The organism is Bergeyella cardium (assembly GCF_003614945.1).
Classification (GTDB): domain Bacteria; phylum Bacteroidota; class Bacteroidia; order Flavobacteriales; family Weeksellaceae; genus Bergeyella_A; species Bergeyella_A cardium.
In genome coordinates this window covers 17,979-44,337 of the sequence record NZ_QYCZ01000002.1, presented here as the reverse complement: position 1 = coordinate 44,337, position 26,359 = coordinate 17,979, and the positions used below count along the sequence as shown (strand labels likewise).

26 protein-coding genes and 3 tRNA genes are annotated in these 26,359 nt (G+C 39.8%); 25 read left to right on the top strand and 4 right to left on the bottom strand.

The window, feature by feature from the left end; genetic code table 11:
- Positions 1-21: 21 nt before the first annotated feature.
- The 5 genes from nrfD (at position 22) to metF (ending at position 5,043) form a co-directional block, all read left to right on the top strand.
- Positions 22-1,416 carry an NrfD/PsrC family molybdoenzyme membrane anchor subunit gene (nrfD, locus tag D8991_RS08505; protein WP_120489789.1) on the top strand — a complete coding sequence of 465 codons (1,395 nt, stop codon included), beginning with the start codon at positions 22-24 and terminating at the stop codon, positions 1,414-1,416.
- Positions 1,403-1,924: a DUF3341 domain-containing protein gene (locus tag D8991_RS08500; protein WP_120489856.1), complete on the top strand. Its 522-nt coding sequence runs from the start codon at positions 1,403-1,405 to the stop codon at positions 1,922-1,924. The genes nrfD and D8991_RS08500 overlap by 14 nt, the downstream gene beginning before the upstream one ends.
- Before the next feature lies 1 nt (position 1,925).
- Entirely contained in the window at positions 1,926-2,612 is a 687-nt protein-coding gene (locus tag D8991_RS08495) for a c-type cytochrome (protein ID WP_120489788.1), read from the top strand.
- A 15-nt stretch (positions 2,613-2,627) separates the two neighbouring features.
- A complete protein-coding gene (locus D8991_RS08490; protein WP_120489787.1) occupies positions 2,628-3,974 on the top strand; it encodes a quinol:cytochrome C oxidoreductase in 1,347 nt (448 codons plus the stop codon).
- A gap of 109 nt (positions 3,975-4,083) precedes the next feature.
- Entirely contained in the window at positions 4,084-5,043 is a 960-nt protein-coding gene (gene metF, locus D8991_RS08485) for a methylenetetrahydrofolate reductase [NAD(P)H] (protein ID WP_120489786.1), read from the top strand.
- Positions 5,044-5,064: 21 nt separating this feature from the next.
- Here metF and D8991_RS08480 read toward each other — a convergent pair whose 3' ends face one another.
- Complete coding sequence (locus D8991_RS08480; RefSeq protein ID WP_120489785.1) at positions 5,065-6,132, bottom strand: arginase family protein; 1,068 nt, start codon at positions 6,130-6,132, stop codon at positions 5,065-5,067.
- A 241-nt stretch (positions 6,133-6,373) separates the two neighbouring features.
- Between D8991_RS08480 and rseP the strand changes: the two genes are divergently transcribed.
- The 4 genes from rseP (at position 6,374) to D8991_RS08460 (ending at position 10,534) form a co-directional block, all read left to right on the top strand.
- Positions 6,374-7,843 carry an RIP metalloprotease RseP gene (gene rseP / locus D8991_RS08475; protein WP_120489784.1) on the top strand — a complete coding sequence of 490 codons (1,470 nt, stop codon included), beginning with the start codon at positions 6,374-6,376 and terminating at the stop codon, positions 7,841-7,843.
- Between the two features lie 84 nt (positions 7,844-7,927).
- Positions 7,928-8,001: transfer RNA gene (locus tag D8991_RS08470), tRNA-Asn, on the top strand.
- Positions 8,002-8,136: 135 nt separating this feature from the next.
- Positions 8,137-9,933, top strand: coding sequence for a translation elongation factor 4 (gene lepA, locus D8991_RS08465; protein ID WP_120489783.1), 1,797 nt, complete (start codon positions 8,137-8,139; stop codon positions 9,931-9,933).
- A gap of 190 nt (positions 9,934-10,123) precedes the next feature.
- On the top strand, positions 10,124-10,534 hold the full coding sequence (locus tag D8991_RS08460; RefSeq protein ID WP_160224143.1) for a hypothetical protein: 411 nt from the start codon (positions 10,124-10,126) through the stop codon (positions 10,532-10,534).
- A 68-nt stretch (positions 10,535-10,602) separates the two neighbouring features.
- On the opposite strand, the gene hemH is transcribed toward D8991_RS08460, so the two are convergent.
- Positions 10,603-11,637 (bottom strand): ferrochelatase, encoded by a 1,035-nt coding sequence (hemH, locus tag D8991_RS08455; protein WP_120489855.1) that lies wholly within the window; start codon positions 11,635-11,637, stop codon positions 10,603-10,605.
- Between the two features lie 41 nt (positions 11,638-11,678).
- Positions 11,679-12,560: a NifU family protein gene (locus D8991_RS08450; protein ID WP_120489781.1), complete on the bottom strand. Its 882-nt coding sequence runs from the start codon at positions 12,558-12,560 to the stop codon at positions 11,679-11,681.
- A 150-nt stretch (positions 12,561-12,710) separates the two neighbouring features.
- Here D8991_RS08450 and D8991_RS08445 point away from each other — a divergent pair, with 150 nt between their 5' ends.
- The 14 genes from D8991_RS08445 to rnpA all read left to right on the top strand — a co-directional run bounded on the left by D8991_RS08445 (position 12,711) and on the right by rnpA (position 23,182).
- Positions 12,711-13,247, top strand: a complete 537-nt coding sequence (locus tag D8991_RS08445) for a gamma carbonic anhydrase family protein (protein ID WP_120489780.1) — start codon at positions 12,711-12,713, stop codon at positions 13,245-13,247.
- A gap of 245 nt (positions 13,248-13,492) precedes the next feature.
- Complete coding sequence (locus tag D8991_RS08440) at positions 13,493-14,518, top strand: rod shape-determining protein (protein WP_120489779.1); 1,026 nt, start codon at positions 13,493-13,495, stop codon at positions 14,516-14,518.
- A gap of 23 nt (positions 14,519-14,541) precedes the next feature.
- Positions 14,542-15,390, top strand: a complete 849-nt coding sequence (gene mreC, locus D8991_RS08435) for a rod shape-determining protein MreC (RefSeq protein ID WP_120489778.1) — start codon at positions 14,542-14,544, stop codon at positions 15,388-15,390.
- A gap of 6 nt (positions 15,391-15,396) precedes the next feature.
- Entirely contained in the window at positions 15,397-15,903 is a 507-nt protein-coding gene (locus D8991_RS08430) for a rod shape-determining protein MreD (protein ID WP_120489777.1), read from the top strand.
- 166 nt (positions 15,904-16,069) lie between these two features.
- A complete protein-coding gene (locus D8991_RS08425; RefSeq protein ID WP_160224146.1) occupies positions 16,070-16,462 on the top strand; it encodes a tetratricopeptide repeat protein in 393 nt (130 codons plus the stop codon).
- A gap of 133 nt (positions 16,463-16,595) precedes the next feature.
- A complete protein-coding gene (locus D8991_RS08420) occupies positions 16,596-17,837 on the top strand; it encodes a bifunctional folylpolyglutamate synthase/dihydrofolate synthase (RefSeq protein ID WP_120489854.1) in 1,242 nt (413 codons plus the stop codon).
- A gap of 32 nt (positions 17,838-17,869) precedes the next feature.
- Positions 17,870-17,944, top strand: a tRNA-Val gene (locus D8991_RS08415).
- Between the two features lie 8 nt (positions 17,945-17,952).
- Positions 17,953-18,030: transfer RNA gene (locus D8991_RS08410), tRNA-Val, on the top strand.
- A gap of 160 nt (positions 18,031-18,190) precedes the next feature.
- Entirely contained in the window at positions 18,191-19,468 is a 1,278-nt protein-coding gene (hemA, locus tag D8991_RS08405; RefSeq protein WP_120489775.1) for a glutamyl-tRNA reductase, read from the top strand.
- Entirely contained in the window at positions 19,455-20,360 is a 906-nt protein-coding gene (gene hemC, locus D8991_RS08400) for a hydroxymethylbilane synthase (RefSeq protein ID WP_120489774.1), read from the top strand. The genes hemA and hemC overlap by 14 nt, the downstream gene beginning before the upstream one ends.
- Positions 20,361-21,041: a uroporphyrinogen-III synthase gene (locus D8991_RS08395; RefSeq protein WP_120489773.1), complete on the top strand. Its 681-nt coding sequence runs from the start codon at positions 20,361-20,363 to the stop codon at positions 21,039-21,041.
- A gap of 21 nt (positions 21,042-21,062) precedes the next feature.
- Complete coding sequence (gene hemE, locus D8991_RS08390; RefSeq protein ID WP_120489772.1) at positions 21,063-22,088, top strand: uroporphyrinogen decarboxylase; 1,026 nt, start codon at positions 21,063-21,065, stop codon at positions 22,086-22,088.
- Positions 22,089-22,109: 21 nt separating this feature from the next.
- Positions 22,110-22,838, top strand: a complete 729-nt coding sequence (locus tag D8991_RS08385; RefSeq protein WP_120489771.1) for a tRNA threonylcarbamoyladenosine dehydratase — start codon at positions 22,110-22,112, stop codon at positions 22,836-22,838.
- Positions 22,835-23,182 carry a ribonuclease P protein component gene (gene rnpA / locus D8991_RS08380; protein ID WP_120489770.1) on the top strand — a complete coding sequence of 116 codons (348 nt, stop codon included), beginning with the start codon at positions 22,835-22,837 and terminating at the stop codon, positions 23,180-23,182. Before D8991_RS08385 ends, rnpA begins: the two co-directional genes overlap by 4 nt.
- A 51-nt stretch (positions 23,183-23,233) precedes the next feature.
- Here the strand turns inward: rnpA and D8991_RS08375 are convergent, their stop codons facing one another.
- On the bottom strand, positions 23,234-24,121 hold the full coding sequence (locus D8991_RS08375; protein WP_162926764.1) for a glycosyltransferase family 2 protein: 888 nt from the start codon (positions 24,119-24,121) through the stop codon (positions 23,234-23,236).
- A gap of 21 nt (positions 24,122-24,142) precedes the next feature.
- Between D8991_RS08375 and D8991_RS08370 the strand changes: the two genes are divergently transcribed.
- Both D8991_RS08370 and D8991_RS08365 read left to right on the top strand, forming a co-directional pair.
- Complete coding sequence (locus D8991_RS08370; RefSeq protein WP_162926763.1) at positions 24,143-25,213, top strand: glycosyltransferase; 1,071 nt, start codon at positions 24,143-24,145, stop codon at positions 25,211-25,213.
- The gene (locus tag D8991_RS08365) at positions 25,210-26,289 is read left to right on the top strand and encodes a glycosyltransferase (protein ID WP_120489768.1); all 1,080 of its coding nucleotides are present in this window, start codon (positions 25,210-25,212) and stop codon (positions 26,287-26,289) included. Before D8991_RS08370 ends, D8991_RS08365 begins: the two co-directional genes overlap by 4 nt.
- The last annotated feature ends 70 nt before the right edge of the window (positions 26,290-26,359 follow it).

Sequence of the window (26,359 nt, the reverse complement as noted above, 5' to 3'; positions counted from 1 at the left end):
TAAATAATAATAAGCTAAAAAATGTCACATTACGAAGCCCCGATTAGGGTACCCTTAATTAAAGGACATAAGACCTATCGTGATATCACAGAAGATATTGCAAGACCTATTGAGGAAAGAGCTGGTAAATTATGGTGGATTTCTTTATACGCATCATTGGTTCTTTTCATTTATGGATTTGGCTGTATTGCTTACACCATAGGTACAGGTATTGGAGCGTGGGGATTGAACCGAACCGTAAACTGGGGTTGGGATATTACCAACTTCGTGTGGTGGGTAGGTATTGGTCACGCAGGAACATTGATCTCCGCAGTATTATTATTATTTAGACAGAGATGGAGAATGTCCGTAAACCGCTCCGCAGAGGCAATGACGATTTTCGCCGTAGTACAGGCAGCAATCTTCCCTGTAATACATATGGGGAGACCGTGGTTAGGTTATTGGGTATTCCCTCTTCCAAACCAATACGGTTCTCTTTGGACGAACTTTAACTCTCCACTCCTTTGGGATGTATTTGCGATTTCTACATACTTCTCAGTATCGGTAGTCTTCTGGTTCATCGGTCTTATTCCAGACTTTGCAATGATTAGAGACAGAGCCAAAACTCCATTTACTAAGACAATGTATACTTTCCTTGCATTTGGCTGGGGAGGAAAAGCAAAACACTGGCAGAGATTTGAAGAGGTGTCATTGGTATTGGCAGGTTTGGCAACTCCGCTTGTATTCTCAGTACACACTACGGTATCCTTTGACTTCTCCACATCGGTGATTAAAGGTTGGCACTCTACAATCTACCCTCCTTACTTCGTTGCTGGTGCGGTATTTTCAGGATTTGCAATGGTACAGACGCTCCTCTTGGTAGCGAGAAAAGTTTGCCACTTGGAAGATTATATCACCAAGTATCATATTGAGATTATGAATATCGTCATCATTGTAACAGGAGGTATGGTTACTGTGGCTTATGCTTGTGAATATTTCATCGCGTGGTATTCTGGTTCAAGATATGAAGACTTTGTATACCTCTCTCCAGGTGCAGCAACTGGACCTTACTGGTGGGCATTCTGGGCACTTATTATCTGTAACCTTGTAGTACCAGCAGCATTCTGGTTCAAAAAAGTGAGAACAAATATTATAGCTACATTCCTCATTGCATTGGTTATTAATATCGGTATGTGGTTTGAGCGTTTTGATATTATCGTAATCAACCTTTCAAGGGATTACTTACCAGGTTCTTGGACTATGTTTAAACCAACGATTATAGATGTGGGTACATATCTTGGAACTATTGGATTCTTCGGAATTTTATTCCTACTCTACGCAAGAACTTTCCCAGTAATTGCACAGGCGGAACTAAAATCTATTTTGAAAATTTCAGGTGAAACTTATAAAGCAAAAGAAGGAGATGAGCACCACTAAAACTATATACGGAATTTACGCCGATGATGATGATTTAATGGCAGGAGTAAAAGCGTTTAGCGATAAAGGAATTAAAATTAATGAAGTCTATACTCCATTCCCTGTTCATGGGTTAGATAAAGCACTTGGTCTTAAAAAGACAAGAATCTCTGATGCTGCTTTTATCTACGCAGTTTATGGATTACTCATAGGGGGTATTACCACTTGGTATATGATGAATCACGACTGGCCGCAGAACATCGGGGGTAAGCCAGCGTTTGACTGGGCACATAATATGCCAGCATTCGTAGTGCCTATGTTTGAGCTTATGGTATTCTGCTCTGCACATATGATGTCTGTTACTTATCTTATCAGAAATAAAATGTATCCGGGAGCACCGGCTCAGAATCCAGATCCAAGAACTACTGATGATAAGTTTATGATCGAGTTTAAGAGTGATGATGTTGAAACTATAAAACAACTCCTTATAGAAACAGGAGCTGAAGAAATTTCTGTAAAAGAAGCATAATATGAAAAATTATATCATAAAAATTTCTGCAATATTGGGAGTTTCTGCTTTGGCACTTACTTCTTGTGGTCCAAAAGAAAATCCACCATTGGTTTACTTCCCAGATATGTACTTCCCAGTGGCATACGATCCATTAATGAAAGCTGAAGACCCTTATGTAGATCATAAAAATGAAATACCTGCTTTCGTGAAAAATGATGGAGCTACAGGCTTAGTTCCAGTAGATGGTACAGTGGCACAAAATGAGGACGGAGTAGTAGAAGTAAATGATGCAAGACCTCTTAGCCCTACGCAGTATAATGAGGGTTATGATGCATCTAAACTGGTTACTGCTTCACCGCTTAACGCTTCTAATCTGGATAAGGATGTAGCAAGAGGTAAGGATTTGTATAATAAGACTTGTGCAGTTTGCCACGGTACAGCAGGAGATGGCCAAGGTTCAATCGTGAAATCTGGAGCTTATGTAGGTGTGCCTAACTTTAAAGACAGAGAGGTTACATTGGGCTCCGTACACTATGTGCTCTCTTATGGTAGAAACTCTATGGGCTCTTATGCTGGGCAGTTAAAACCTGGTGACAGATGGAGAGTGGCAATGTATATAATGAAAGAATTTAAAGGTCAAAAAGATTTTGCAGGTAGCCCAATAGCTGCTGCAAAACCAGTTGCTGACTCTACTCAAACTAAATAATTAAAAGAGAAAAATATGTATACTTTTTCATCTAAATTAAGATTATTTTCAATTGTACTTTTAGTAGCGGGGCTTGTGCTCTTTGGTGCAGGCTATATGATGAATCATAAGATTGATGATGCTCAGATAGAGCAGATGATGGCAGATTCTCACAAGAGCGGTCATAATGCTCCTACTCATTCCCACGAAAAAACAATTGATAAGAATACAAAAGACCACGCGGATAAAGGGCACGATGCTCATATGGATCTTGCGCATCATCAGGTGCATAACCGTCCTTGGGCAGCGCTTCACACTGTTGCGGTATTCCTTTTTGGTTTGAGTGCTTGTGCTTTGTTTTTCTATGCTATTCAGAATGTAGCACACGCAGGTTGGCCAATTATTGTACTTAGAGTAATGGAAGCGGTTTCTTCTTTCATTCCTTATGGAGGGGCACTTTTACTCCTTATAATGGTACTGAACATTACTCATAATGCACATATGTTCCATTGGATGGATCCAAGTCTTGTAGATCCAGAATCCGATCACTTTGACTCTATTATTTTTGAGAAAAAGATATTCCTCAATATTCCACTTTATGTTTTCAGAAATATAGTATATGTTTTCGGGTCTATCTTCTTCCTTTGGAAATTGAAATCTCTCTCTAAGAAATTAGATCAAACTAAGGACAGAAAAGATTACAGCAAAATGTATAGCTGGAATGTAGGTTATATCGCTTTCTTCGGTTTTGCATCTGCATTTTGGGCTTGGGACTGGTTGATGTCTATTGACCCTCACTGGTACTCTACAATGTACATCTGGTATTCTATGGTAAGCTGCCTTACTTCTGCTGTTGCAGTTATCCTGATAATAAGTGTTTATCTCAATAAAGCAGGTTTCTTACCACAGTTTAATGATAACCACTTGCACGATTTAGGTAAATTCCTCTTCGCTACGGCTATGCTTTGGACTTATACTTGGTTCTGTCAATATATGCTTTACTGGTATGCGAATATACCTGAGGAATCCAACTACTTCTTTGGAAGATTCGAGCATTACAGCCAAACATTCCTTCCGATGCTGATTTTCAACTTTGCTATTCCATTAGCAGTAATGGTAAGTTCAAGCATCAAGAGAAGAGCTTGGGTAATGGTTCTAATGGCGGTGTTTATCCTTATCGGGCACTGGATGGATTACTTTAATATGGTAATGCCGGGTACAGTAGGTATTTTCTGGGGTATCGGTCTATTAGAAATAGGTGCTGTATTATTTGTAGGAGGCTTATTCGTCTTAACGGTAATGTCTGCACTCTCTAAACTGAAACTCATTCCTGAGGGGAACCCTTACCTTCACGAATCAAAAATATTTGAATATCCTTTCTAATATTCACAATTAAGAAGATAATGAAAATAGAAGTCTCCCTTGCGTTTCGTGAGGGGGATTTTGTTTTTGATGGGGCAGAATTTATATTTGTAGGCTTAATGATATTAAAATGAAGATTACAGAGCATATACAGAATGCTGATGGCAAAACGCTTTTCTCATTTGAGATTGTTCCTCCTCAGAAGGGAGTAGGCATTTCGGATTTGTATAAGAATATAGACCCTCTTATGGAGTTCAAGCCGCCGTTTATAGATGTTACCACCTCTCGGGAGGAGTATATATTCCTTGAGCGGGAGAATGGGTTGGTAGAGAGAAAGGTTACCAGAATGAGACCTGGTACTTTGGGGATTTGTGCTGCCATTCAGTATAAATATAGCGTAGATACCGTTCCTCATCTGCTCTGTGGAGGCTATACCAAGGAGGAAACCGAATATCTCCTTATAGACTGTATGTATCTTGGGATTCAGAATGTGGTTGCTCTAAGGGGGGATGCAATGAAAGGTGAAAAATACTTCAAACCCGCATTAGGTGGGCATTCTTATGCTTCGGAGCTCGTTGAGCAGATCGATGCCCTCAGGTGCGGTAGATATCTCAATGAAGATACGGGCTATAAAGGCTGTGCTACCGATTTCTGTATCGGTGTGGCGGGTTATCCAGAGAAGCATATAGAAGCACCGTCTATCAATTACGACCTTCAAATGCTCAAAAAGAAAGTAGATATGGGGGCAGATTATATTGTAACCCAGATGTTTTTTGATAATCAGAAATACTTTGATTTTGTTAAAAAAGCAAGAGAGATGGGAATCACCGTCCCGATTATTCCTGGCATAAAGCCTGTCTCCACTAAAAAACACCTCCAGCTCCTCCCGCAAGCGTTTAAGATCGACCTGCCAGAGCCTCTGATAAATGAAGTTGCAAAATGCAGTGATAATAATGCTGTGCGCCAAGTGGGGATAGACTGGGCGGTGCATCAGTGCAAGGAGCTTTTAGATTTCGGAGTGCCCGTTTTGCATTTCTATTCTATGGGCAAGAGTGATAATATTTACAAAATTGCAAAGGAGCTGTTTTAGTAGGGGAAAGATTTAGGATGGCTACCTAAACCTTTTATTAAGAATCCCTCGTTTTGCATTTTCGTAGTCTTGGGGGGCGCAGGGCGTCCAGTTTTTGGGATTATCGCCAGTACCGAAGTACCACAGCCCGCTAAAGCTATCTTTTTTAAAGCTCCATTCGGTGTCATCTATCATCACGAGGAAGGTCTCATAGCTTCGTTCTTTGGGGTGGGTTTTCTGGATATTTACCCCTTCTATCAGGTACCAAATCATTTGAGCCAGAAGCTGATGATTGAGCAAATTTTTCGACTGAATATTAAAATTAAACAGTCCGAAAGAGGCTAAATTCTCACCCAAGCCTATTTCTTTCATATAGGCACAGATTTCTCGCCTGTTCAGCCCATTAATCTGAGGTTGGGTAGAGAATCCACCAGCAAAGCTTTCCACTGCATTGCAATTGAGGCTCACCAGATTGGCTCTCCTTAGGAAGGGTTCTGCTCTTTCGGTGATATTCATCATTTCCGAAAGGCGAAGGAGGTCAAACTGAATATCATTGATGAGTTTCAATGCCTCTACATCGTTTAAATGTTTCTGATAGCCCAGCAGGTGGAAGCTCCTGAGCATTGAGCTTTTCTCCGTCAGGATTTTGTTTAAGAAATTGAATTCAGTGAGCTCGTTTCCGCCTTCATCAAGATGTAATATATTGGAAATTTGAGCATAATCAATGTCTCTACCTTGTAAATTAAGCGCTGAAAATAGCGAATGGGTAAGGTCAATACTCCCCCCAATCACCACAGGGAGGGTCTTTTTTCTATGGCAGAGGCTTAGGATTTCCTGCAAAATATAGTGGGTATCTTGTGGTGCTTTCCCAGAAATCAGCTCGCCCAAATCGCAGATAGGCACTTCAAAATCATAGCCCGAGAGCCTGTACAGGTGCTCCCTCATCAGGTTATAGGGGCGCACCTCTGCGCTACCGCCCCCACCTCTATGGTCTGAGACGAAGATTAGAGCGATTCCTCCCTCCTCAATCGTGTGGCTTATCTTGCTTCCGAGCTGCCATTTCTCGGTTTTAATGCTTGGCGGAGCTAAAAAAATATCTTCAAAATTCATAAGTACAAAAGCGAATGCTCCCAATCGTATTCGCCGCACGAAAGTAGCAAAATAAAACCAACTCCCCAAGAGAGGATTTATTTAGAAGACTATATTAATAGGAGCTTCCCTGTTTTTCTTCGAGTCTGAAAAAAGTTGGATAAAAAGGTAATACTCTTAATAAGTTTTAAAAAAGGCACTATACCGTTCACTGGCCCAGGAAATATTTGTACTTTTGTGCGGTTTTATTAAAAAATATTCAATGGAATTAGCACTGAAAATCTTTCAATTTGTACTTTCAATCTCAATTTTAGTCCTCCTCCACGAGCTGGGGCACTTCCTCCCTGCAAAGTGGTTCAAAACAAGGGCAGAAAAATTCTTCCTCTTCTTTGATGCGTGGTTCTCTATCTTCGCAATGAAGAAGATTAATGGAAAATGGCAGTTTAAATTCTTTTCTAAAAATCAGCCAGATACAAAGATTATTAAAGTAAATGGAGAGAAAAAAGAAGTGCCTATTAATATAGCGGAATTAGATGATAATGACTGGCGCAAGCACCCAGAAAGCACGAAATACGGCATCGGATGGCTACCTATGGGCGGCTATGTGAAAATCGCAGGGATGGTAGATGAGTCTATGGACCTCGAGCAGCTGAAAAAGCCCGCTCAAGACTGGGAATTTCGCTCCAAACCCGCTTGGCAAAGGCTGATTATAATGCTCGGTGGGGTTACGGTTAATTTCTTCCTCGCTTGGTTTATCTACTCTGCATTGGCGTTCTATAAAGGAGAGAAATATATAGATATCAGTAAGTTTGATAATGGGATTGCAGCCTCCAAAGCAGCTGAAAAAATGGGCTTTAAAGAGGGTGATAAAATCATTAGCATAGACGGGAAGCAGGAAAAAAGATTCGGAGTAGCGGCTATCAATATCTTGTTTAGCAATGAAGTAACTGTGCTTAGAGACGGTAAAGAGCAGACCTTCCCCATAAATGAAGAAGGCGTTGCGGAGGTCATCCGTTCCCGAGAAGTGCAGGCATATCTCTCCCCGAGAATACTCCCAGTAGTAGATTCTGCAATTGGAAACGCCGCAAAAGCGGGGCTAAAAAAAGGAGACCTCATCCTCTCTGTAAATGCTAAGGAAACGCCGTTTTTTAATGATGTTGAAAGCATTATAAGAGCCAATAAAGGCAAAACCGTAAGCGTAGAAATTAAAAGAAATAATACGACAGAAACCCTGAATATCCCTGTAAGTAAGGAAGGGATTATCGATATCATACCAGAGGTGGATGTGATAACTCGGCAGGAGTATTCGTTCTTAGAATCCGTTCCTGTAGGCTTTAACCGAACGATTTCTGCACTTACAATGCAGGTAAAGCAGTTTAAGATTATCTTCAACTCTAAGACTCAAGGTTATAAAAATGTAGGTGGACCTATTGCCATCATCAATCAGATGAATGTAGACAAAGACAAAGAAGGAAATTTGAGTATCAATTGGGAGATTTTCTGGAGCTTCACGGCAATGTTCTCCGTATGGCTGGCATTCCTCAACCTGATACCCATCCCAGGCTTAGACGGTGGGCATGTACTCTTCACCCTTTGGGAAATACTTACTGGAAAGCCCGTACCACAAAAGGTATTAGAGAATGCACAAACAATTGGGGTTATTTTTCTATTAGGCTTAATGGTTTTAGTATTTGGGAATGATATACTTAAATTAATATTAGGAAAACTATAGAAAAATATTTTCAAAAAAGTGGAGCTAAAATTTGGTAGATATAGATAATGTTTTTACATTTGCACCACTGAAAACAACACAGTAGCCTTTTTAGCTCAGTCGGTTAGAGCATCTGACTGTTAATCAGAGGGTCGCTGGTTCGAGCCCAGCAAAAGGCGCTTTTATTCAATAGAGTATCAGTTTTAGAACTGGTACTCTATTATTTTATTATTTTGCTTAATAGCTCGTATAATACTCCTTAACCTCCCCATATTCTATGAAAAAAACTATCTTTGCAACCACTGATTTTGAAGATGAAAAACATTAGGAATTTTTGCATTATTGCACATATTGACCACGGGAAATCTACCCTGGCAGATAGACTTTTAGAATACACCAATACCGTTACCCAAAGAGAATTGCAAGCCCAGACTTTGGATGATATGGACTTGGAGAAAGAACGAGGGATTACCATTAAATCTCACGCCATACAGATGGACTATGAGTACAAGGGCGAGAAATATGTCCTCAACCTGATTGATACCCCTGGGCATGTGGATTTTTCTTATGAAGTTTCCCGATCCATAGCGGCTTGCGAGGGGGCTTTGCTCATCGTAGATGCAGCGCAGAGCATACAGGCGCAGACAATTTCTAACCTTTATCTCGCTTTGGAAAATAACCTTGAAATTATTCCTATTCTTAATAAAATAGACCTTCCTTCGGCTAATCCCGAGGAAGTTACAGATGATATTGTCAACCTCCTTGGCTGTAAGCCCGAAGATGTTTTACGCGTTTCTGGCAAAACAGGTGAAGGTGTTCGTAAGCTCCTAGAGCAGATTGTAGAAAGAATCCCAGCACCAGAGGGCAACCCTGAGGCACCGCTTCAAGCGCTGATTTTTGACTCTGTTTTTAATCCGTTTAGAGGGATTGAGGCTTATTTTAAGGTGGTAAATGGCAGTATTAAAAAGGGTCAGAAAGTGAAATTTATGGCAACTGACCGCACCTATGATGCCGATGAAGTTGGCACACTCAAGCTAAAACAAGTCGCTAAGCAGGAGATTAAATGCGGAGATGTGGGCTACATTATCTCTGGAATAAAAGATGCCCGAGAGGTGAAAGTGGGAGATACCATTACCTCTGCTGAGAACCCTGCACCAAGCCCAATAGAAGGTTTTGAAGAAGTGAAGCCAATGGTTTTCGCGGGGATATATCCGATAGAGTCCGAAGACTTTGAGGAGCTTCGTGCATCGTTAGAAAAGCTGAGGCTGAATGATGCTTCCCTTGTTTTCGAGGCGGAGAGCTCGGCAGCCCTTGGTTTTGGTTTCCGTTGTGGCTTCCTCGGGATGTTGCATATGGAAATCGTGCAAGAGAGGCTAGACCGAGAGTTTGGAATGAATGTCATTACTACCGTTCCCAATGTGTCTTACCACGGATATACTAAGAAAGAGCCCGATGTGCCTATCCTCATCAATAATCCTTCGGAGATGATGGATCCAACGACGATGGACAGGGTAGAAGAGCCGTATATAAAAGCATCAATCATTACAAAATCCGACTTTGTAGGTCCAGTAATGACCCTTTGTATTGAGAAAAGAGGAGAGATTGTTAATCAAAGCTACCTCACTTCCGATCGTGTGGAGCTTATCTTTAATATGCCGCTTTCCGAAGTGGTGTTTGATTTCTACGACAGGCTGAAATCCATCTCCAAAGGTTATGCATCGTTTGATTATCATCCCATCGGTTTCCGCCCATCGAAATTAGTGAAGATGGATATCCTTATTAATGGCGATATGGTAGATGCACTTTCCTCCCTCATCCACGATACAAATGCTTATACGATTGGAAAAAAGATGTGCGAAAAACTCCGAGAGCTCATCCCAAGACAGCAGTTTGATATTGCCGTACAGGCAGCTTTGGGTACGAAAGTCATCGCTCGAGAAACCATAAAAGCCCTAAGAAAAGATGTAACGGCGAAATGCTACGGTGGTGATATTTCCCGAAAGAGAAAACTCCTCGAAAAGCAGAAAGAAGGTAAAAAGAAAATGAAGCAAATTGGTCGTGTAGAAGTACCACAATCTGCATTTATGGCGGTATTGAAGTTGAATGATTAAATTTTTCAGCAATAAAATCCACAGTTTTTCTGTGGATTTATATTAGATTAAGAATTAAAAAATGAGAAGCATATATCATTTATAGCGATTAACTTATGGCAACCACTGATTTTATTAATAGTATTTATGATGGTTGTTTAGCAGTTAGAGGTGTATTAAAACTATATTAATGTTTTGAAATACTGATGATATGAAGAGAGTAATAGTATTTTGTCTGATGATTTTATTATTTATTTCGTGTAGAAGCTACTCAGAAAAGGACTTAATAGGAGTTTATACACCTGTAAACTATAGGAATACATTTGATACCATACACCTAAAAAAGAATAACAAATATTACAGAACGGTTTATAATAAAAGTAAAGAGCGTGTAATTGAAATAAGGGGAGAGTGGAGTGTAAGGGAAGATGTAATAGAGTTTAAATCTCCATACTTTCTCAATCTGGATAGAGACCTGGTTATGTATCCTGAACTTTTGCAGGATACGGAAAGTAATGGCTTAGGTTATATTTGGAAGAAGGTTGGTGTATTTGAATTTTGTGTCGGATATTTTGGGGTAGACTTACCTAATCAAAATTGTTATCGTAGATTGAATGATTAAATAAACTGTAAGAAGAAAAAATTTTAAATTTTTCTTCCCTCACCCAATAAATCCCTTTTCAAAATCTACTAAAATAATTCCTGATGGTTTCCTACTTCAGTGGATTCACTTACTAAGGCTTTAATAACATCTATCCAGCGGTCTTCATCATTGAGGCAGGGGATGTAGTGAAAGGTTTCTCCTCCTGCATTTAGAAAGATTGAGCGGGCTTCTACTGAGATTTCTTCGAGGGTTTCAAGGCAGTCGGAGACAAATGCAGGGCAGCAAATAACCAATTTCTTTTTACCCTGCTTGGGGAGGTTTTGAAGGGTAGCATCGGTATAGGGCTCTATCCATTTATCTTTTCCAAGGCGGGATTGGAAGCTGGTCTGAGCCTTTCCATCTAAATTGAGACGAGAAGCAATGGCTGCGGTAGTGTTAAGACATTGTTGTTTGTAATCAATTTCATACAGAGGTTTGCCTTGGTCTTCACCCCAGTTGGGAATAAGCGAGGTTATTTTTTTATCAACTTTTGGAAGGTGCCGCTCTGGAACGCCGTGGTAGGAGAAGAGGAGGGTATCAAAATCTTCGGGGAGTTTTTCTTTAATGCTCTGTGCAAGGCAGTCTAAATAGAGCTCCTGTTGATAGAAAGAACCGACATATTTAATACTGAGATTAGGGAATTTTAATTTTCTTACTTCCTCGGCTTTAGCAATAACGGTCTCTGTAGTACTCATAGCATACTGTGGATAGAGGGGGAAGAGGATAACTTCGGTTACACCTTGCTCGGCGAGTTTTCTAAGCCCTGTTTCTATGCTGGGCTCGGCATATCTCATCCCTATTTCTACGGGCATATCTACCTTTTGCTGAAGTTTGGTTTTTATTTTTTCGGTATAGACGATAAGTGGAGAGCCTTCGCTTGTCCAGATGGTTTTGTATGCCTCTGCGGATTTTGCAGGACGGGTCTTTAAGATAATCCCACGAACCAAAAGATAACGAAAGAACCATCTGTAATCTATGACTCTTTCATCCATCAGAAATTCGTCCAGATACTCCTTTACATCTTCTATCGAAGTAGATTTTGGGGAGCCTAAATTTACCAGTAGAATACCTCTTCTCATTATTTTATTTAAACCTGTCGGTAATGTATTGGTTATTAATTTTATTATCCGTTTACGGCTTCTACTACTTCTACTAAGTCTGGTAGGAATTGTTTCAAAATGTTTTCTATCCCATTTTTCAGGGTAATTCTCGAACTTGGGCAGCCCGAGCAAGCACCTTGTAGGAGCATTTTAGCTACTTTATTTTCTTCATCGTAATCTATAAGGGAGATTTTCCCTCCGTCGTTTTCCACTGCTGGAGCCACATACTGAGCGAGTACATCTGCGATTTGCTGTTCCTTTTCGGTATAGTCTCTCTCGATGATTTTCTCTACTGGGCTTTCGTGCTTTTGAGGTTCAATATGGGTTACTTTACCACCGTCTTGCAAGTATTCTGCGATGACGCTTCGTACGGCATTCATCACTTCGTGCCACTCTACGCTGCTGTTTCGGGTAACTGCCACAAAATTATCGGAAACGAAAACTTGAGTAACGAAATCAAACTCATTATAGATGGCTTCGGCAAGGGGTACATCTGGCGTGCGGTTCTCTACTTTTACTTCTATAAACCCATCGAGGATGAGCTTAGGAGAGACGAATTTCATTACATTGGGGTTGGGTGTCATCTCTGCATAGATTGGGAACAGCTCCTTTCTCTTCGTTTGTCGGTAGATTCTTGGGTTTGCGAGCAGCTCGTCTTGTATTACTTCTCTCAGGCTTTCGGCTACGCTCTCCCAATCTACGCTATCGGCTTTCTCTACTGCAATAAAATTAGCAGTGATGAATATTGATGAGATAAAAGGATATTTAAAAAGCTCTTGTGCGAGCGGTATTTCTGATATGTCGGAATCTCTGTGCAGTTCCAAACCACCGGGGATAAGGGTATAATCTACCACGAACTTTGTTACATTCGCATTTTCCGTAGGTTCTATATGTACATTCAGCATTTTATTATTAATTTTGAGGGGCAAAAATAAGGATTACTTATTAGATTTATGCTAAGGAATCATAAGACTTTATCAATTTAGATTTTAGGTTCGGTAGATTTTAAGCCTTGATAAATCATTTATCTAACAAATTCAAAATACCTGTAAAATATGGCACTTATAAAAGATGTTTTAGGCAAAAGCCCTGTGATAGGCAAAGGGACTTACCTCGCAGAGACGGCAACCGTAATTGGTGATGTACAAATGGGAGAAAACTGTAGCGTGTGGTTTAATGCCGTTATCCGTGGCGATGTACATTCCATCAAAATCGGGAGCAAAGTAAATATTCAGGATAATGTAATGCTCCACTGCACCTATCAGAAGTCTCCACTAAGCATTGGGAATAATGTATCCATCGGGCATAATGCCATAGTACACGGCTGTACAATAAAAGACAATGTCCTCATCGGAATGGGGGCAATCGTGATGGATGACTGCATTATAGAAGAGAAATCCATCGTAGGTGCAGGCTCCGTAGTTACCAAAGGTACCCACATAAAATCAGGCGAAGTATGGGGCGGGATACCCGCAAAAAAAATAAAAGACATCAATGCTGAGCTCCTCGAAAACGAAATCCACCGCATTGCTGATAGCTACATAAAATACGCCAGCTGGTATACCCTGACGGGTGGGACTTTTATTAAATAAAACAGGAAATATTTGCTTAAAATAAAGGCTTGGTCTGATTCATCGCGTTTTAATCTTTTTAAAAATCAAAACTGATGTAGATTAACAATAAAACAAAGTTTTGATAGTTATTAGAAACAAAAGTTATTTTCAATAGCATTTAGTGTAGGTTTAATAAAAATTTAACCAAATTTTTTGTAGGCTCTAATATCTAAAATGCACTTAAATTTATATCTTTGTCATCTTAAAAAAATTAGAAAAGAGAAATGGGGTTATTTGATGTATTTACGCAAGAAATTGCAATAGACTTAGGAACAGCAAACACACTGATTATCCACAATAATAAAATCGTTATAGACCAACCTTCCATAGTGGCTATTGACCGTAATACAGGTAAACCAATAGCTGTGGGAGAGCCAGCAAAACATATGCAGGGGAAAACCCACGAGGATATAAAAACTATTAGACCACTGAAAGATGGAGTTATCGCAGATTTTCAGGCATCTGAGCATATGATTCGTGAGTTTATAAAGCAAATTCCAGCTGTGAAAGGTAAGCTCTTTCAGCCTGCACTTAAAATTGTAATTTGTATACCATCAGGCATTACAGAAGTAGAAAAAAGAGCGGTGAAAGATTCTGCTCAAAAGGTAAATGCTAAAGAGGTACGCCTTATCTACGAGCCTATGGCGGCAGCAATAGGTGTGGGGATAGATGTACAGAAACCGGAAGGGAATATGATTGTAGATATAGGTGGTGGTACTACCGAGATTGCAGTGGTCTCCCTCGGTGGTATTGTGTGTGATAAGTCTGTCAAAATCGCAGGAGATGTATTCAATAACGATATTGCATACTATCTAAGAACTCATCATAATCTCTATATCGGTGAGAAAACTGCGGAGAGGATTAAGATAGAAGCAGGCTCGGCTACCGAAGATTTGGATGTAGAATTAGAAGATATCAGTGTGCAAGGACGAGACCTTATTACAGGCAAGCCAAAAGAAATAATGATTAATTACAGAGAAATTGCAAGAGCTCTGGATAAATCCATTATAAGAATAGAAGATGCTGTGATGGAAACCCTCTCTATGACCCCACCAGAATTGGCAGCAGATATTTGGAAAACAGGAATCTACCTTGCAGGAGGAGGGGCTTTGCTCAGAGGCTTGGCAGATAGGCTTCATAAGAAAACAGGACTGCCAGTATTTGTAGCAGAAGACCCTCTAAGAGCCGTAGTAAGGGGTACAGGCATTGCTCTTAAGAATATGGATAAATTTAATTTCCTTATAGGTTAAACAAAATTTCAGTATAGAATTTTATGGGCATATTACTAAGGTTCTTTTCAAAGAACAGCCTGTTTTTATTCTTTCTGTTTCTGCAAATCATCTCCCTTAGTTTGATGTTTTGTATGAATACAATGCAAAGGTCGTGGATTGCTGCTCAGTCCGCGGCTTTTAATGCTTGGATAGCTGGGTATATAGATGAGGGAGCGTCTTATCTAAAACTCAAACAAGCCAATGAAGAGCTCATAAAACAGAATAAAGAACTGATGGAGCAGCTCTATGGAAGGGAATACTCATCTTCATCAAAACCACGAGTAATAGCAGACTCCACTCAGGGGAAGCAGATGTTTACCATTATAGATGGAGATGTTATTAATAACAGTATCAATAGGAAAAATAATTATTTTACCATCAACCGAGGGAGTAAAGATGGGGTGGAAGATGATATGGGCGTGATTTCTCCTAATGGAGTTGTGGGTATTGTGGTGAATACAACGGCTCATTATTCCCTTGCTCAGTCGGTTTTAAGTGTAGATAAGATAAAAATCAATGCTTCACTGAAAAACTCAGGATATTTCGGCACGCTCACTTGGAATGGGGAAGACTCTCGGCTGATGCACCTTGCTGATATCCCTAAGTATGTATCCTTAAAAGTTGGAGATACCGTAGTAACCGATGGTAAATCGGCAATATTTCCACAAGGAAAAATGATTGGAACCGTTGCGGGTTTTGAAGTAGATAATAAAACTGGATTTTGGGATATTTCGGTGGAGCTAAGCGAGAAAATAGGAAAACTCAGCAAGGTATTTATAGTAAAAAACCTGAAAAGAGAGGAGATGAAGCCTATACAGGATAGTTTAATGAAACACCAAAAAGCAGAATAAAAGGATATGATAACCAGAAATATTTTTTCAGATATAATTTTCATTTCTGTGCTTGCTGTTTTTCAGGTAGTGGTACTGAGCAGAGTTAATATTCTCGGAGAGTATACTCCTGTAATGTATCCTATGTTTGTTATGTTTTATCCTTTTTTTAGAAATAAATATATCTTTCTTTTGCTCAGTTTTCTTTTGGGATTTGTAATAGATGCCAATATTGGCACTTGGGGAGTAAATGCCTTTGCAACTACTCTTATCGCCTATTTTAGAACGATTATTTTCCGTACTTCTACAGATTCGGATACTGATTTCTTCTCTTTCCAGTCTATACAGTGGTCGCAATTCATCTTTTTTATATTGATGAGTGTTTTTCTGCATCAGTTTATTGTGCAGTTCCTCGAGTATTTTAAACTTTCAAGAGCGGTAGATATACTTATTAATGTATGTATTACAAGTATTATCTCTTTCTTTTTTATACTGGTTTATGCCATTGCATTTAGAATAAAAGAAAAAGTATAAATCTTCTTAAAGGGCTTTTTATAGCCCTTTTTTATTTTGTCATAAGAGAAGTTTTTGTCCAATTGTTAAAATTTCTCATAAAATTTGTTAGTTTAATCTAACTTTTTATATTTGCAAGGTCAATTAATGCTGAAAACGCTTTATTAATCACTAAAATCTTTAATAGATGAGTAGTTCTTGCATTTTGCACATCAAAGAGGCTTGGGAACTGAAAACAAAATCTGGGGATAAACTGATGAAATCAGGAAACTATAAAGAAGCCTTGGAATTTTATAAGGAAGCCTTGTACCGTGCTGAGGTTCTGAATTTGCATACTTATGCGTGCAGGAGTATAAAGGTGTCTTTTATGAGTCTGCTGGTTTCTTCATTTAAGAATATTATTCATATTTATGAGAGGATGAATTGTATAGAGCAGGCAGAAGAAATGATGAAAAAGATGATTGCCTATATTATAAAGCTCTTTAAAAATAAAGAAATTACAGAACAAGAATATCAGACAGAGATAAAGGTTGCCCTTGTAAGTTATACCGATTTTATCAATAAATACCAATTAAAATAGAAGATATTTTCATAGATAATACTTTTTTACAACCAATATTTATTTGTAAAGGAATTGTTCGCACTGAATGATTCCTTTGTTTTTATGTTTCGCAGGCTGGCTGCCAAATGTGTATCTTTGGCAAAATCTTTCTATGAACGAAAAAGACTATCAGGAGGCAATAGACTGGCTCTTTGTGCAAGCACCCAATTATCAAATTAATGGTAAAAAAGCATATAAACCAGGCTTGGAAAACATTCGTAGGCTCTGCGATTTCTTTGGAAATCCACAAGAAAAGATAAAGACCATCCACATAGGGGGTACCAATGGTAAAGGCTCTACCAGTAATATGCTCGCCTCCGTCTTGCAGCAGTCGGGCTATAAAGTGGGCTTATTTACTTCCCCTCATCTCATTGATTTTACAGAGCGGATAAAAATTAATGGTAAAAACTGTGATAAGGATTTTGTATTTGATTTTATACAAAAGTTAAAATGTCTTCCAGAAGACATTAAGCCCTCTTTTTTTGAATATACTACTATTATGGCGTTTGATTATTTCTACAAGAATCAGGTAGATTTTGCCATTATAGAAGTGGGGCTTGGTGGTCGTCTGGATTCTACTAATATCATCCTCCCGATGCTCTCCGCTATTACCAATATATCCCTTGACCATCAGGATATCTTGGGCGAGACTCTGGAGCAAATAGCACAAGAGAAAGCAGGAATTATAAAGCCCGATATTCCTATCGTTTGCGGCAGTGATGATGCCATTGTAAAGGAAATCATCAGAAAAATAGCAGATGAAAACAGAAGCCCATTCATTGATGCTACAGAGCGGGATTCTCCTTTTACCACCGATTTAAAGGGAAGGTATCAGCAGAAAAATATCCGTGTAGTCTTGTCTCTTATCGATGTTTTAAAGGATTTGGGCATCATCATCACCGAAGAGGATATCGCTGCTGGGCTAATGAATGTACAGAAGAATACAGGTTTTATCGGTCGCTGGTATAAGTTCTCTCGTGCGCCACTCACCATTTGTGATACGGGGCATAACCAAGCGGGATTAGAGGAGGTTTTTTCCCAGCTTTGTTCAATGCCTGTCTTTAAGCACATCATTTTAGGCTTTGTAAATGATAAGAAAATAGATAAAGTCCTCTCCATTCTCCCGAAAAATGCGTGTTATTATTTCGTGAAACCATCGGTAGAGCGGGGGAGAAATCCAAAAGAATACGAAGATTTATTGAAGGCTCAGCAAATCTCTTATCACCTATTCGATGCTGTAAATGATGGATATACAGCTGCATTAAAATCCTGCAAAAAAGACGAAATGATCTTTATAGGAGGGAGTAATTTTGTGGTTGGAGATTTTTTAAAAGAAAATTTGGAGGGTAAATAAAAAACTGTATATTTGCACCACTCAAAACGAGAGGGCGGTTAGCTCAGTTGGTTCAGAGCATCTGGTTTACACCCAGAGGGTCGGGGGTTCGAATCCCTCACCGCCCACCGAGCAAGGGTTCTTAGCTCAGCTGGTTCAGAGCATCTGGTTTACACCCAGAGGGTCAGGGGTTCGAATCCCTTAGAACCCACCAAAGTCTAAAATCATCAGGTTTTAGACTTTTTTTATGCAATAGGAGGGTCATTATCTATTCTTGGGGAGAGTTTGCTATAATAATATAAAGAAGAGGGTGAAGTCTCATTTTTATTGATTAAAGAGATTATGTCCCCAAAAAAGAAGTAAATTTGCACGCAATGAAGCAAAATCTGGACATACACAAGACCTCAAACTTTTCTGTGCTGAGCATTAGCTATGAAAAAGCAGATGCCGAAACGCGCGGGAAGTTTGCTTTTTTTGATGAAAATGTAAAGGAATTTGTACGAAGGATAAGCGAGAAACAGCTGGGAGATGCTTTTGTGGTTTCTACCTGTAACCGAACCGAAATCTATACCACTACGCTCAACTATATCTTCATCGTGGAGGAATATTGTAAGCTAATAGGGGTGCATTTGCTCGATTTTATGCGCTTCGCTACGGTGCTCAACAGGGAAGATGCCCTGAACCACCTCTTCCGAGTGGCGGGTGGATTAGAAAGCCAGATTATTGGCGATTTTGAGATTATTGGGCAGATAAAAAATGCGTATAACCGATTCAAAAGAGAGAAAAAAAATTCTAATCCTTACCTTGAAAGAGCGATTAATTCGGCAATTCAGATTTCCAAACGAATAAAAAATGAAACAGGAATCTCAAATGGTGCAGCATCGGTCTCGTATGCGGCGGTGCATTATATTTTGAACCATCAGCAGAATGTCTCGGAGAAGAATATCCTCCTGCTCGGAGTGGGAGAGATTGGTCAGAATACGGTGGATAATCTCATTAAGCACATCTATCAGCCTAAGATTAAAATCGCCAACCGCAGCAGTGAGAAGGCAGAGAAAATCGCAGAGAAATATCATATCCCGAGCATCCCTTATGAGCGCCTGAATGATGAACTACCCCAAACCGATATACTCATCGTAGCTACAGGAGCCAAAACACCTATTATCAATAAAGAACATTTCCCAAATAATGGAAAGAAAACCCTTATTATAGACCTTTCTATCCCGAATAATGTGGATAAAACCGTTCTGGAAAACCCGAATATCACCTTGATAGATGTAGATCAGCTCTCGGTACAGATACAGGAGACAATGGAGCAGAGGAGAAAGGAAATCCCCAAAGCAGAGCAAATCATTAAACTGATGATGAAGGATTTTTTTGAATGGGAGAAGACCAGAAAAATGGCTCCGAAGATTCATCACTTCAAAGCCGTACTCAAAAATATGGAGAGAAACGAAATGCATAATATCCATAAAAAACACAGATATGTGAATATAGATGATATGGAGCTTTCGGAGAAAATAATACAGAAAATAACCAATCGTTTTGCAAAATATATTATAGACCACCCTTGGAAAGCGGAGGAAGTAAGTAAAATGATGCACGAGATTTTAGTAGAACAACCCAATAAGGAGTTTAATGAGAAGCATTAAAATAGGGACTCGTCATTCGCCATTAGCACTATGGCAAGCCCGCGAAGTAGAGCGTAGATTACAAGCCTTGAACCTAAGTACAGAGGTATTCCCCATCATATCCACAGGAGATAAAAACCTCTCTCAGCCTCTCTATTCTATGGGGATTACAGGGGTTTTTACCAAAGATTTAGACCTGGCACTTCTCAATAAAGAGATTGATATTGCAGTACATTCACTTAAAGATGTGCCTACTCAGCTTCCAGAAGGGATAAAAGTATTGGCATATTTGGAAAGAGATTTTCCTCAAGATGTATTGGTGCGCAGTACGGCAGCTAAAGATAAGCCGCTTCAAGATTTGAAAATCGCTACCAGTAGCCTGAGAAGAAGAGCTTTTTGGGCAAAGCAATTCCCCAATACGAGTTTTGTAGATATCAGAGGAAATGTAAATACCCGCCTCCAAAAAATAGAAGATGGCTTGGCAGATGCTACCCTGTTTTCATTGGCGGGAATTAAGCGCTTAAACCTCAATATAACCTATGAAGAGCTTCCATTTATGATTTCTGCACCTTCTCAGGGGGTGGTAGTGGTAGTCGGGAGAGATGGAGATAATGATGAGGTAAATAATCGAGTGAAAGAAATCAATCATCTTAATACCCAGTATTGTGTAGAGGTAGAGCGAGATTTTCTCCAAACATTGGAAGGTGGCTGTACGGCTCCCATCGGTGCTATTGCCGATATACAGGGCAGTGAGATGGTATTTAAAGGCAGATTATGCTCCCTTGATGGAAAAAAATGTATTGAAATAAACGAAAAATTCAGTTTTAGCGTTAATCAAAAATATGGTAAAATATTAGCCGAGCAGGTTTTAAGGCAAGGAGGAGAAGAAATAATGAAAAGCCTCAAATTATAGATGAAGAAAATTCTATTCACAAAGAAAATAGACGAACAATTAGTTTCCAATATACTTGGAGGCTCGTTTTATTGTGAATATATAGAGGCTATCCGAATTAAAAACAGGAAAGTAAAACCCTTTAATGTACGGGGGAAATCCATCATCTTTACCAGTGTAAATGGCGTAAAATCATTCTTTGAAAATGGTTTTGTTCTTAATCAGGATTTTACCAACAGGCTGTGCTTTAATAGGGTCTATGCCGTAGGTATTAAAACCAAAAGAGAGCTTAGGAAGTATGGAGTAAATACTTATAAGGTCTTTTCTTATGCCTATGTGCTTATAGATTTTATTATCAATAAAGCCAATGAAGAGTGCTACATTCATTTTTGTGGTAATCTGGCTTTGGATCTGTTTAATAACAAGCTCCCATTGCAAAATATTAGTTATAGAAGGATAGTGGTGTATGATACCGAACTTTTCTATCCAGAAATTAATGAAAACTATGACGGCATCGTCTTTTTTAGCCCAAGTGGCGTTCGGAGTGTTCTAACAAATAATGATATAGGACAAGCAAAAGTCTTTGCTATTGGGCGAACTACTGAAGACGAACTCAAAAAATACAATATCAAGAATATAATAACCAATAATGAGGCAAACTTAGATGGGATTTTTCATTCCATAAAGAATACCGAATTCTAAGTTTGTGAGTATAGAATAATTATGATTAAAAACGACTTATATTTAAGAGCTTTAAAAGGTGAAACGGTAGAAAGGCCTCCCGTTTGGATGATGAGACAGGCAGGGAGATATCTCCCAGAATTTATTGCTCTAAGAGATAAATATGACTTCTTCACTCGGTGCCAAACTCCAGAATTAGCAGCCGAGATTACCGTACAACCCATTAGACGATTTCCGTTAGACGCTGCAATTTTATTCTCAGATATCCTTGTAGTACCGCAGGCGATGGGTATAGATTTCAAAATGAAGGAAGGTATAGGTCCCTGGCTTGAAACCCCTATCCGAACGCAAGCACAGGTAGATGCCATTAAACTTCCCCAAGTAGATGAAACCTTAGGCTATGTATTTGATGCCATAGAGCTCAGCCTCCAAATGCTGAATAATGATATTCCGCTTATAGGTTTTGCCGGTTCTCCTTGGACGATTCTCTGCTACTGCGTAGAGGGAAAAGGTTCAAAGGCATTTGATATCGCTAAGTCTTTTTGTTTTCAGCAGCCAGAAGTTGCTCATCAGCTCTTGCAGAAGATTACAGATACCACCATCGCCTATCTCAAAAGAAAGGTAGAAAAAGGAGTTTCTGCGGTTCAGATTTTTGATTCTTGGGGCGGTATGCTTTCCCCAGAAGATTATAGAGAATTTTCTTGGAAGTATATCCATCAGATCGTAGAGGAGCTGTCTAAGGTTACCCACACTGTAGTTTTTGCTAAGGGCTGTTGGTATGCTTTAGAGGAGATGTCTCTTAGTAAAGCATCGGCTTTGGGAGTAGATTGGACGGTGAGTCCAGAGCTTGCGAGGCATTTTACTCAGAACAGAATTACCCTGCAAGGGAATTTTGACCCTGCCCGACTGCATTCATCACCAGAGGTAATTAAGCGAATGGTAGGCGAGATGATTCATCGCTTTGGAAAAGACAAATACATCGCAAATCTCGGGCACGGAATCCTGCCGAATATCCCTCTGGAAAACGCCGAAGCCTTTGTTCGCGCTGTGGTGGACTGGAAACCTTAATCGAGATTGATGAATTTATAAATGATGGCGAACTGGCTTGAAAGAACCGAGCTTCTCATAAAAAAAACTGGTGTAGAGAGGCTTCAGAATGCGAATATTTTAGTCGTTGGGCTCGGTGGGGTAGGAGGCTTTGCAGCCGAATTTATTGCAAGAGCAGGCGTAGGCAAAATGACCATCGTAGATGGCGATACAGTGGATATTACGAATATTAATCGGCAGCTACCCGCCCTGCATTCCACCATTGGAAAAGCAAAAACGGAGGTCATCTCCCAGAGGCTTTTGGATATCAACCCTTATCTTCAGCTTACGGCTCTTCATCAGTTCCTCAATCCTGAAAATATGGAGCCCCTGCTCGATGGGCAAGATTTTGATTATATTCTGGATTGTATCGACAGTGTTTCGCCCAAGATTGAGCTCATAAAAGCTGCCCGAAAACGAAAGATAAAACTCGTAAGTGCTATGGGTGCAGGCGGCAAGACCGATCCGTCTATGGTAATGGTGAGAGACATCAGCAAGACGAATAATTGCTTCCTTGCCAAGCAGATTCGCAAAAGGCTCAGAAAGGAAAATATAAACAAAGGTTTCCGCTGTGTGTTCTCTAATGAGATTCAGGCGGAGGATAGCCTTAAAATGACCGATGGCTCGCAGTTTAAAAAATCATTCTACGGCACAATGAGCTTTATGCCTGCCATTTTTGGGCTTTATGCCGCTGCTGAAGCCATCAACCATATTTTAAAAATTGAAGATTGAAAAAGTACGCCTACCCTCGCTCGGAAAAACTGAAACAAGATAAAGACTTCGCCCTTCTTTTTAAAAAGGGGAAATGGCGTACGGCAGGTGCCGTAAGGCTTGTTTTCACCTCCTCCGATGAGGTACAAAAGCCCAAAGTAGGGGTCTCTGCCTCTAAAAAACTCTTCAAACGCTCCATAGACCGAAACAGGGCCAAGCGCCTCCTGCGAGCGGTCTATCGCCACCATAAAGAAGCCTTTGCACAGAAATTCGGCAGCCAAACCCTCGCAATGCTTTTCTGGATTTCCCCAGAGCTTCCCCCCAACTACCAAACCGTAGAGGCTGACTTCCTAAAACTCCTCTGAAATACCTCTCCTTTTGGGTTATTTATTCCATTAAATAAAATATAAAGACCTTTACCTAAAAAGGCAATGGACTTGGCAGAGGAATTTTAGGTAAGTAAAGCGGAGGAGGTCTGCCCAGAGGCGGTGCTGAAAGCAGACGCTCATACTGTAATGTATCCTTTGGAGGAGGGCTTTGTTCTCTTTTGGGGAGTTGTAGGAGATGGCAGAGCGGTAGATTTTTATCAAGGAGAGGTTGAGGAGGTGGGTGTGTTTTCCTTTGGCATCAATCTGGGCGCCGAGCGAGTGGTTGAGCTGGCGTTTTTTTACCAAGAAATCATCGATAAACCGTATTCTGAAGCGTCTCGAGAGGCGGTACCAGTAGTCTAAATCTTCAAAGAAGAGGCTTTCATCGTAGCCATTGAGGGCGATGAAGTGGGTGCGGCGCATCATAGCACTCACCGAGCAGAAGGTCTTTCCGCTGTGGAGCATCAGATAGTAATCAAAGCTGTGGAGACGGCTGTCGAGCACCTTTCCTTCATTATCTACATCAAAAAAAGGCGTGGGGTTTTGTCCATTTTCATCGATAAGGTAGGCATTTCCGAAAACGATGCCCGTGCTATCATCCTGTTTTTGGAAGAAATCTACCTGCTTTTGAACGCAGTCGGTCAGGAGTACATCATCCGCAGAAAGATCGATGAGAAAATCTCCATTGGTATATTTAAACATTGTATTGAATGCTTTGGGGAGGGGGAGGGGCTCATTGAGATGAATGAATCTGACCTCTGGGAAGTCTTTTAAATAGTCTCGAATAATATGGAGGGAATCGTCTGTACTGCCATTGTCCAGAACAATTAATTCTATATTTTTGTAAGTCTGCTGTTGTACGGACTGTATGGCTTCCAAAACATACGGAGCGTGGTTGTAGCAGTTGCAAACAATGGAAACAAGAGGCAAGTCCATAAAAAGATTTTCCCAAAAGTAATGAATAAAAACTACAAAATAGCAATCGTTATCTATAAGTTCTCGGAAGGGGGACTGGAGCGTATCGTTTCCAACAGTACTTTTGCTTTTCACCAGATGGGCTGTGAGGTTCATCTCTATGTGCTGAGTTCTCAGGTGGGATATCATTATGCGGGCAGGTTACATCAGTACCCCATAGATGCACTGAGTGGAGTGAGTAAGATGAAGGCTTATATGCGGTTTGCAAAATCCTTAAAGCAGGAGGATTTTGACTTTATTATAGACCACAGATGCAGGCTTAATCTTTTGATGGAGTTCTTCTGGTCAAAGTATATTTACAGAAATCAAAAGGTATTTCATTATATACATTCGGCAGATGTGGATAGCTTCCTTTTCAGGAGTGAAAGGCTGAATAGGTTTCTCTACAGTGGAAATTTTATCTGTGTATCCAAAACATTGGCTCAGTCGTTACAAAAGAAATTCCCGAGTTTAGATTTTCATACGATTTATAATCCCGTAGGTTTTAGTAAGGACTATTCGAATAACAGAGGTGAGTATATCATTACCCTCTCCCGAATGGCAGATGACAATCAAAAGCAAGTAGATGTATTGCTCAGTTGCTATGCAAAGAGTCTCCTACCATCTAAGGGTATACGGCTGATGATTATAGGTAATGGTAGCCAAATGCAAATGATGAAAGAGCTGGCAAATGAATTAGGAATACAGCATTTGGTGGATTTTAAAGGTTTTATCCCAGAGCCCTACCAGTATATTGCTGATGCAAAATATACCGTGCTTTCCAGCAAATATGAAGGATTGCCTACCGTGCTTATAGAATCATTAATGCTGGGAACTCCTGTCATTGCGTTTGATTGCCCCACGGGTCCAGCAGAGATTATCATTAATAAGGAAAATGGTTTGCTCATAGAAAACCAAAACGAAGATGAATTTATAAAAGGAATGAATCTTCTGGCAGAAGACCATAACTTATACGAGTATCTAAAAGCCCATACAAAGGAAAGTGCAAAGATATTTAGCGTAGAAAATTTTATTTCCGAATGGAAAGAATTATTTAAAAAACACAAAAGATGAGGTTGTTATACATCAGTACAGGGATTACCAACTCTGGTGGAGTCTCCCGAGTGCTTTCCTTAAAGGCAAATGCGTTTGCTGATGCTTTGGGCTATGAGGTGCATATCTTTTCTACGAATGATGATAGCCAAACAACCTTTTTTTCTTTTTCTGAAAAGGTAAAGATTCATTTTTCTAAGTATAAAAATATCGGTTTGCACAATATTTTTGGTTTCAGAAAGGAAGTTCGTGAGCTCAATAAAGCCTTAAACCCAGATGCGATTTTCATTACCGATAACGGGCTTAAAAGTTTCCTCATCTATGATTGTCTGTACCCCAAAGCAATCAAGATGTATGAAATCCATTCCTCTACCGATGCGTTTTTAAATCAGGCATATTATTCTGGTATTAAAAATAAAATCTATCAGTGGCTTATCAGGCATCAGATAAAGAAATTTGATAAGATTATTGTCCTCAAAGAGCAGTTTAAGCTCGGATTTGTTCCTGAGAGTAAGCAATTGGCAATCCCGAATCCTATTCCCTTTTTGGTAGATGCCCAGTCTTCTCTTCATCATAAAAAAGCAATAGCTGTAGGGCTCATCACCCCACGAAAAGGCTACGAAAGAATGCTACGCTCTTGGAAAAAAGTAGTACAGAAGCATCCCGATTATCAATTGGAAATCTATGGAGAAGCCACTGGAAACTATTCAATAATGCCTTTGATTTCTGAGTTGGGCTTAGAAAACCAGGTGAAAGTCTTTCCTCCTGTTCGAGATATTGAGCAGAGGTATTTAGAGGCGGATTTTCTCTTACATTCGGCATATTCTGAACCTTTTGGAATGGTCTTTATAGAGGCTATGGCACTTGGGCTTCCTGTTGTTTGCCACAAAACAGAGGCAGATGATATCGTTATCAATGGTAAAAACGGATGGGTAGCAGAAGATGAAGATGACTATACCCAAAAAATCCTCCAGCTGATAGAGCACCCCGAGCTCCTCCATTCCTTTTCAGAGAATGCGGTAGAGACTTCAAAACGATTTCAGCTGAAAGAAATAATGCACCGCTGGCAAGTCCTCCTATCACAAAGGAAAACTTAGCCAGCTTATTTCAATAAGAATGATAATTTATGTAAATTGCCTCGATTTTTTAGGTTAAATAAAGCCTCAT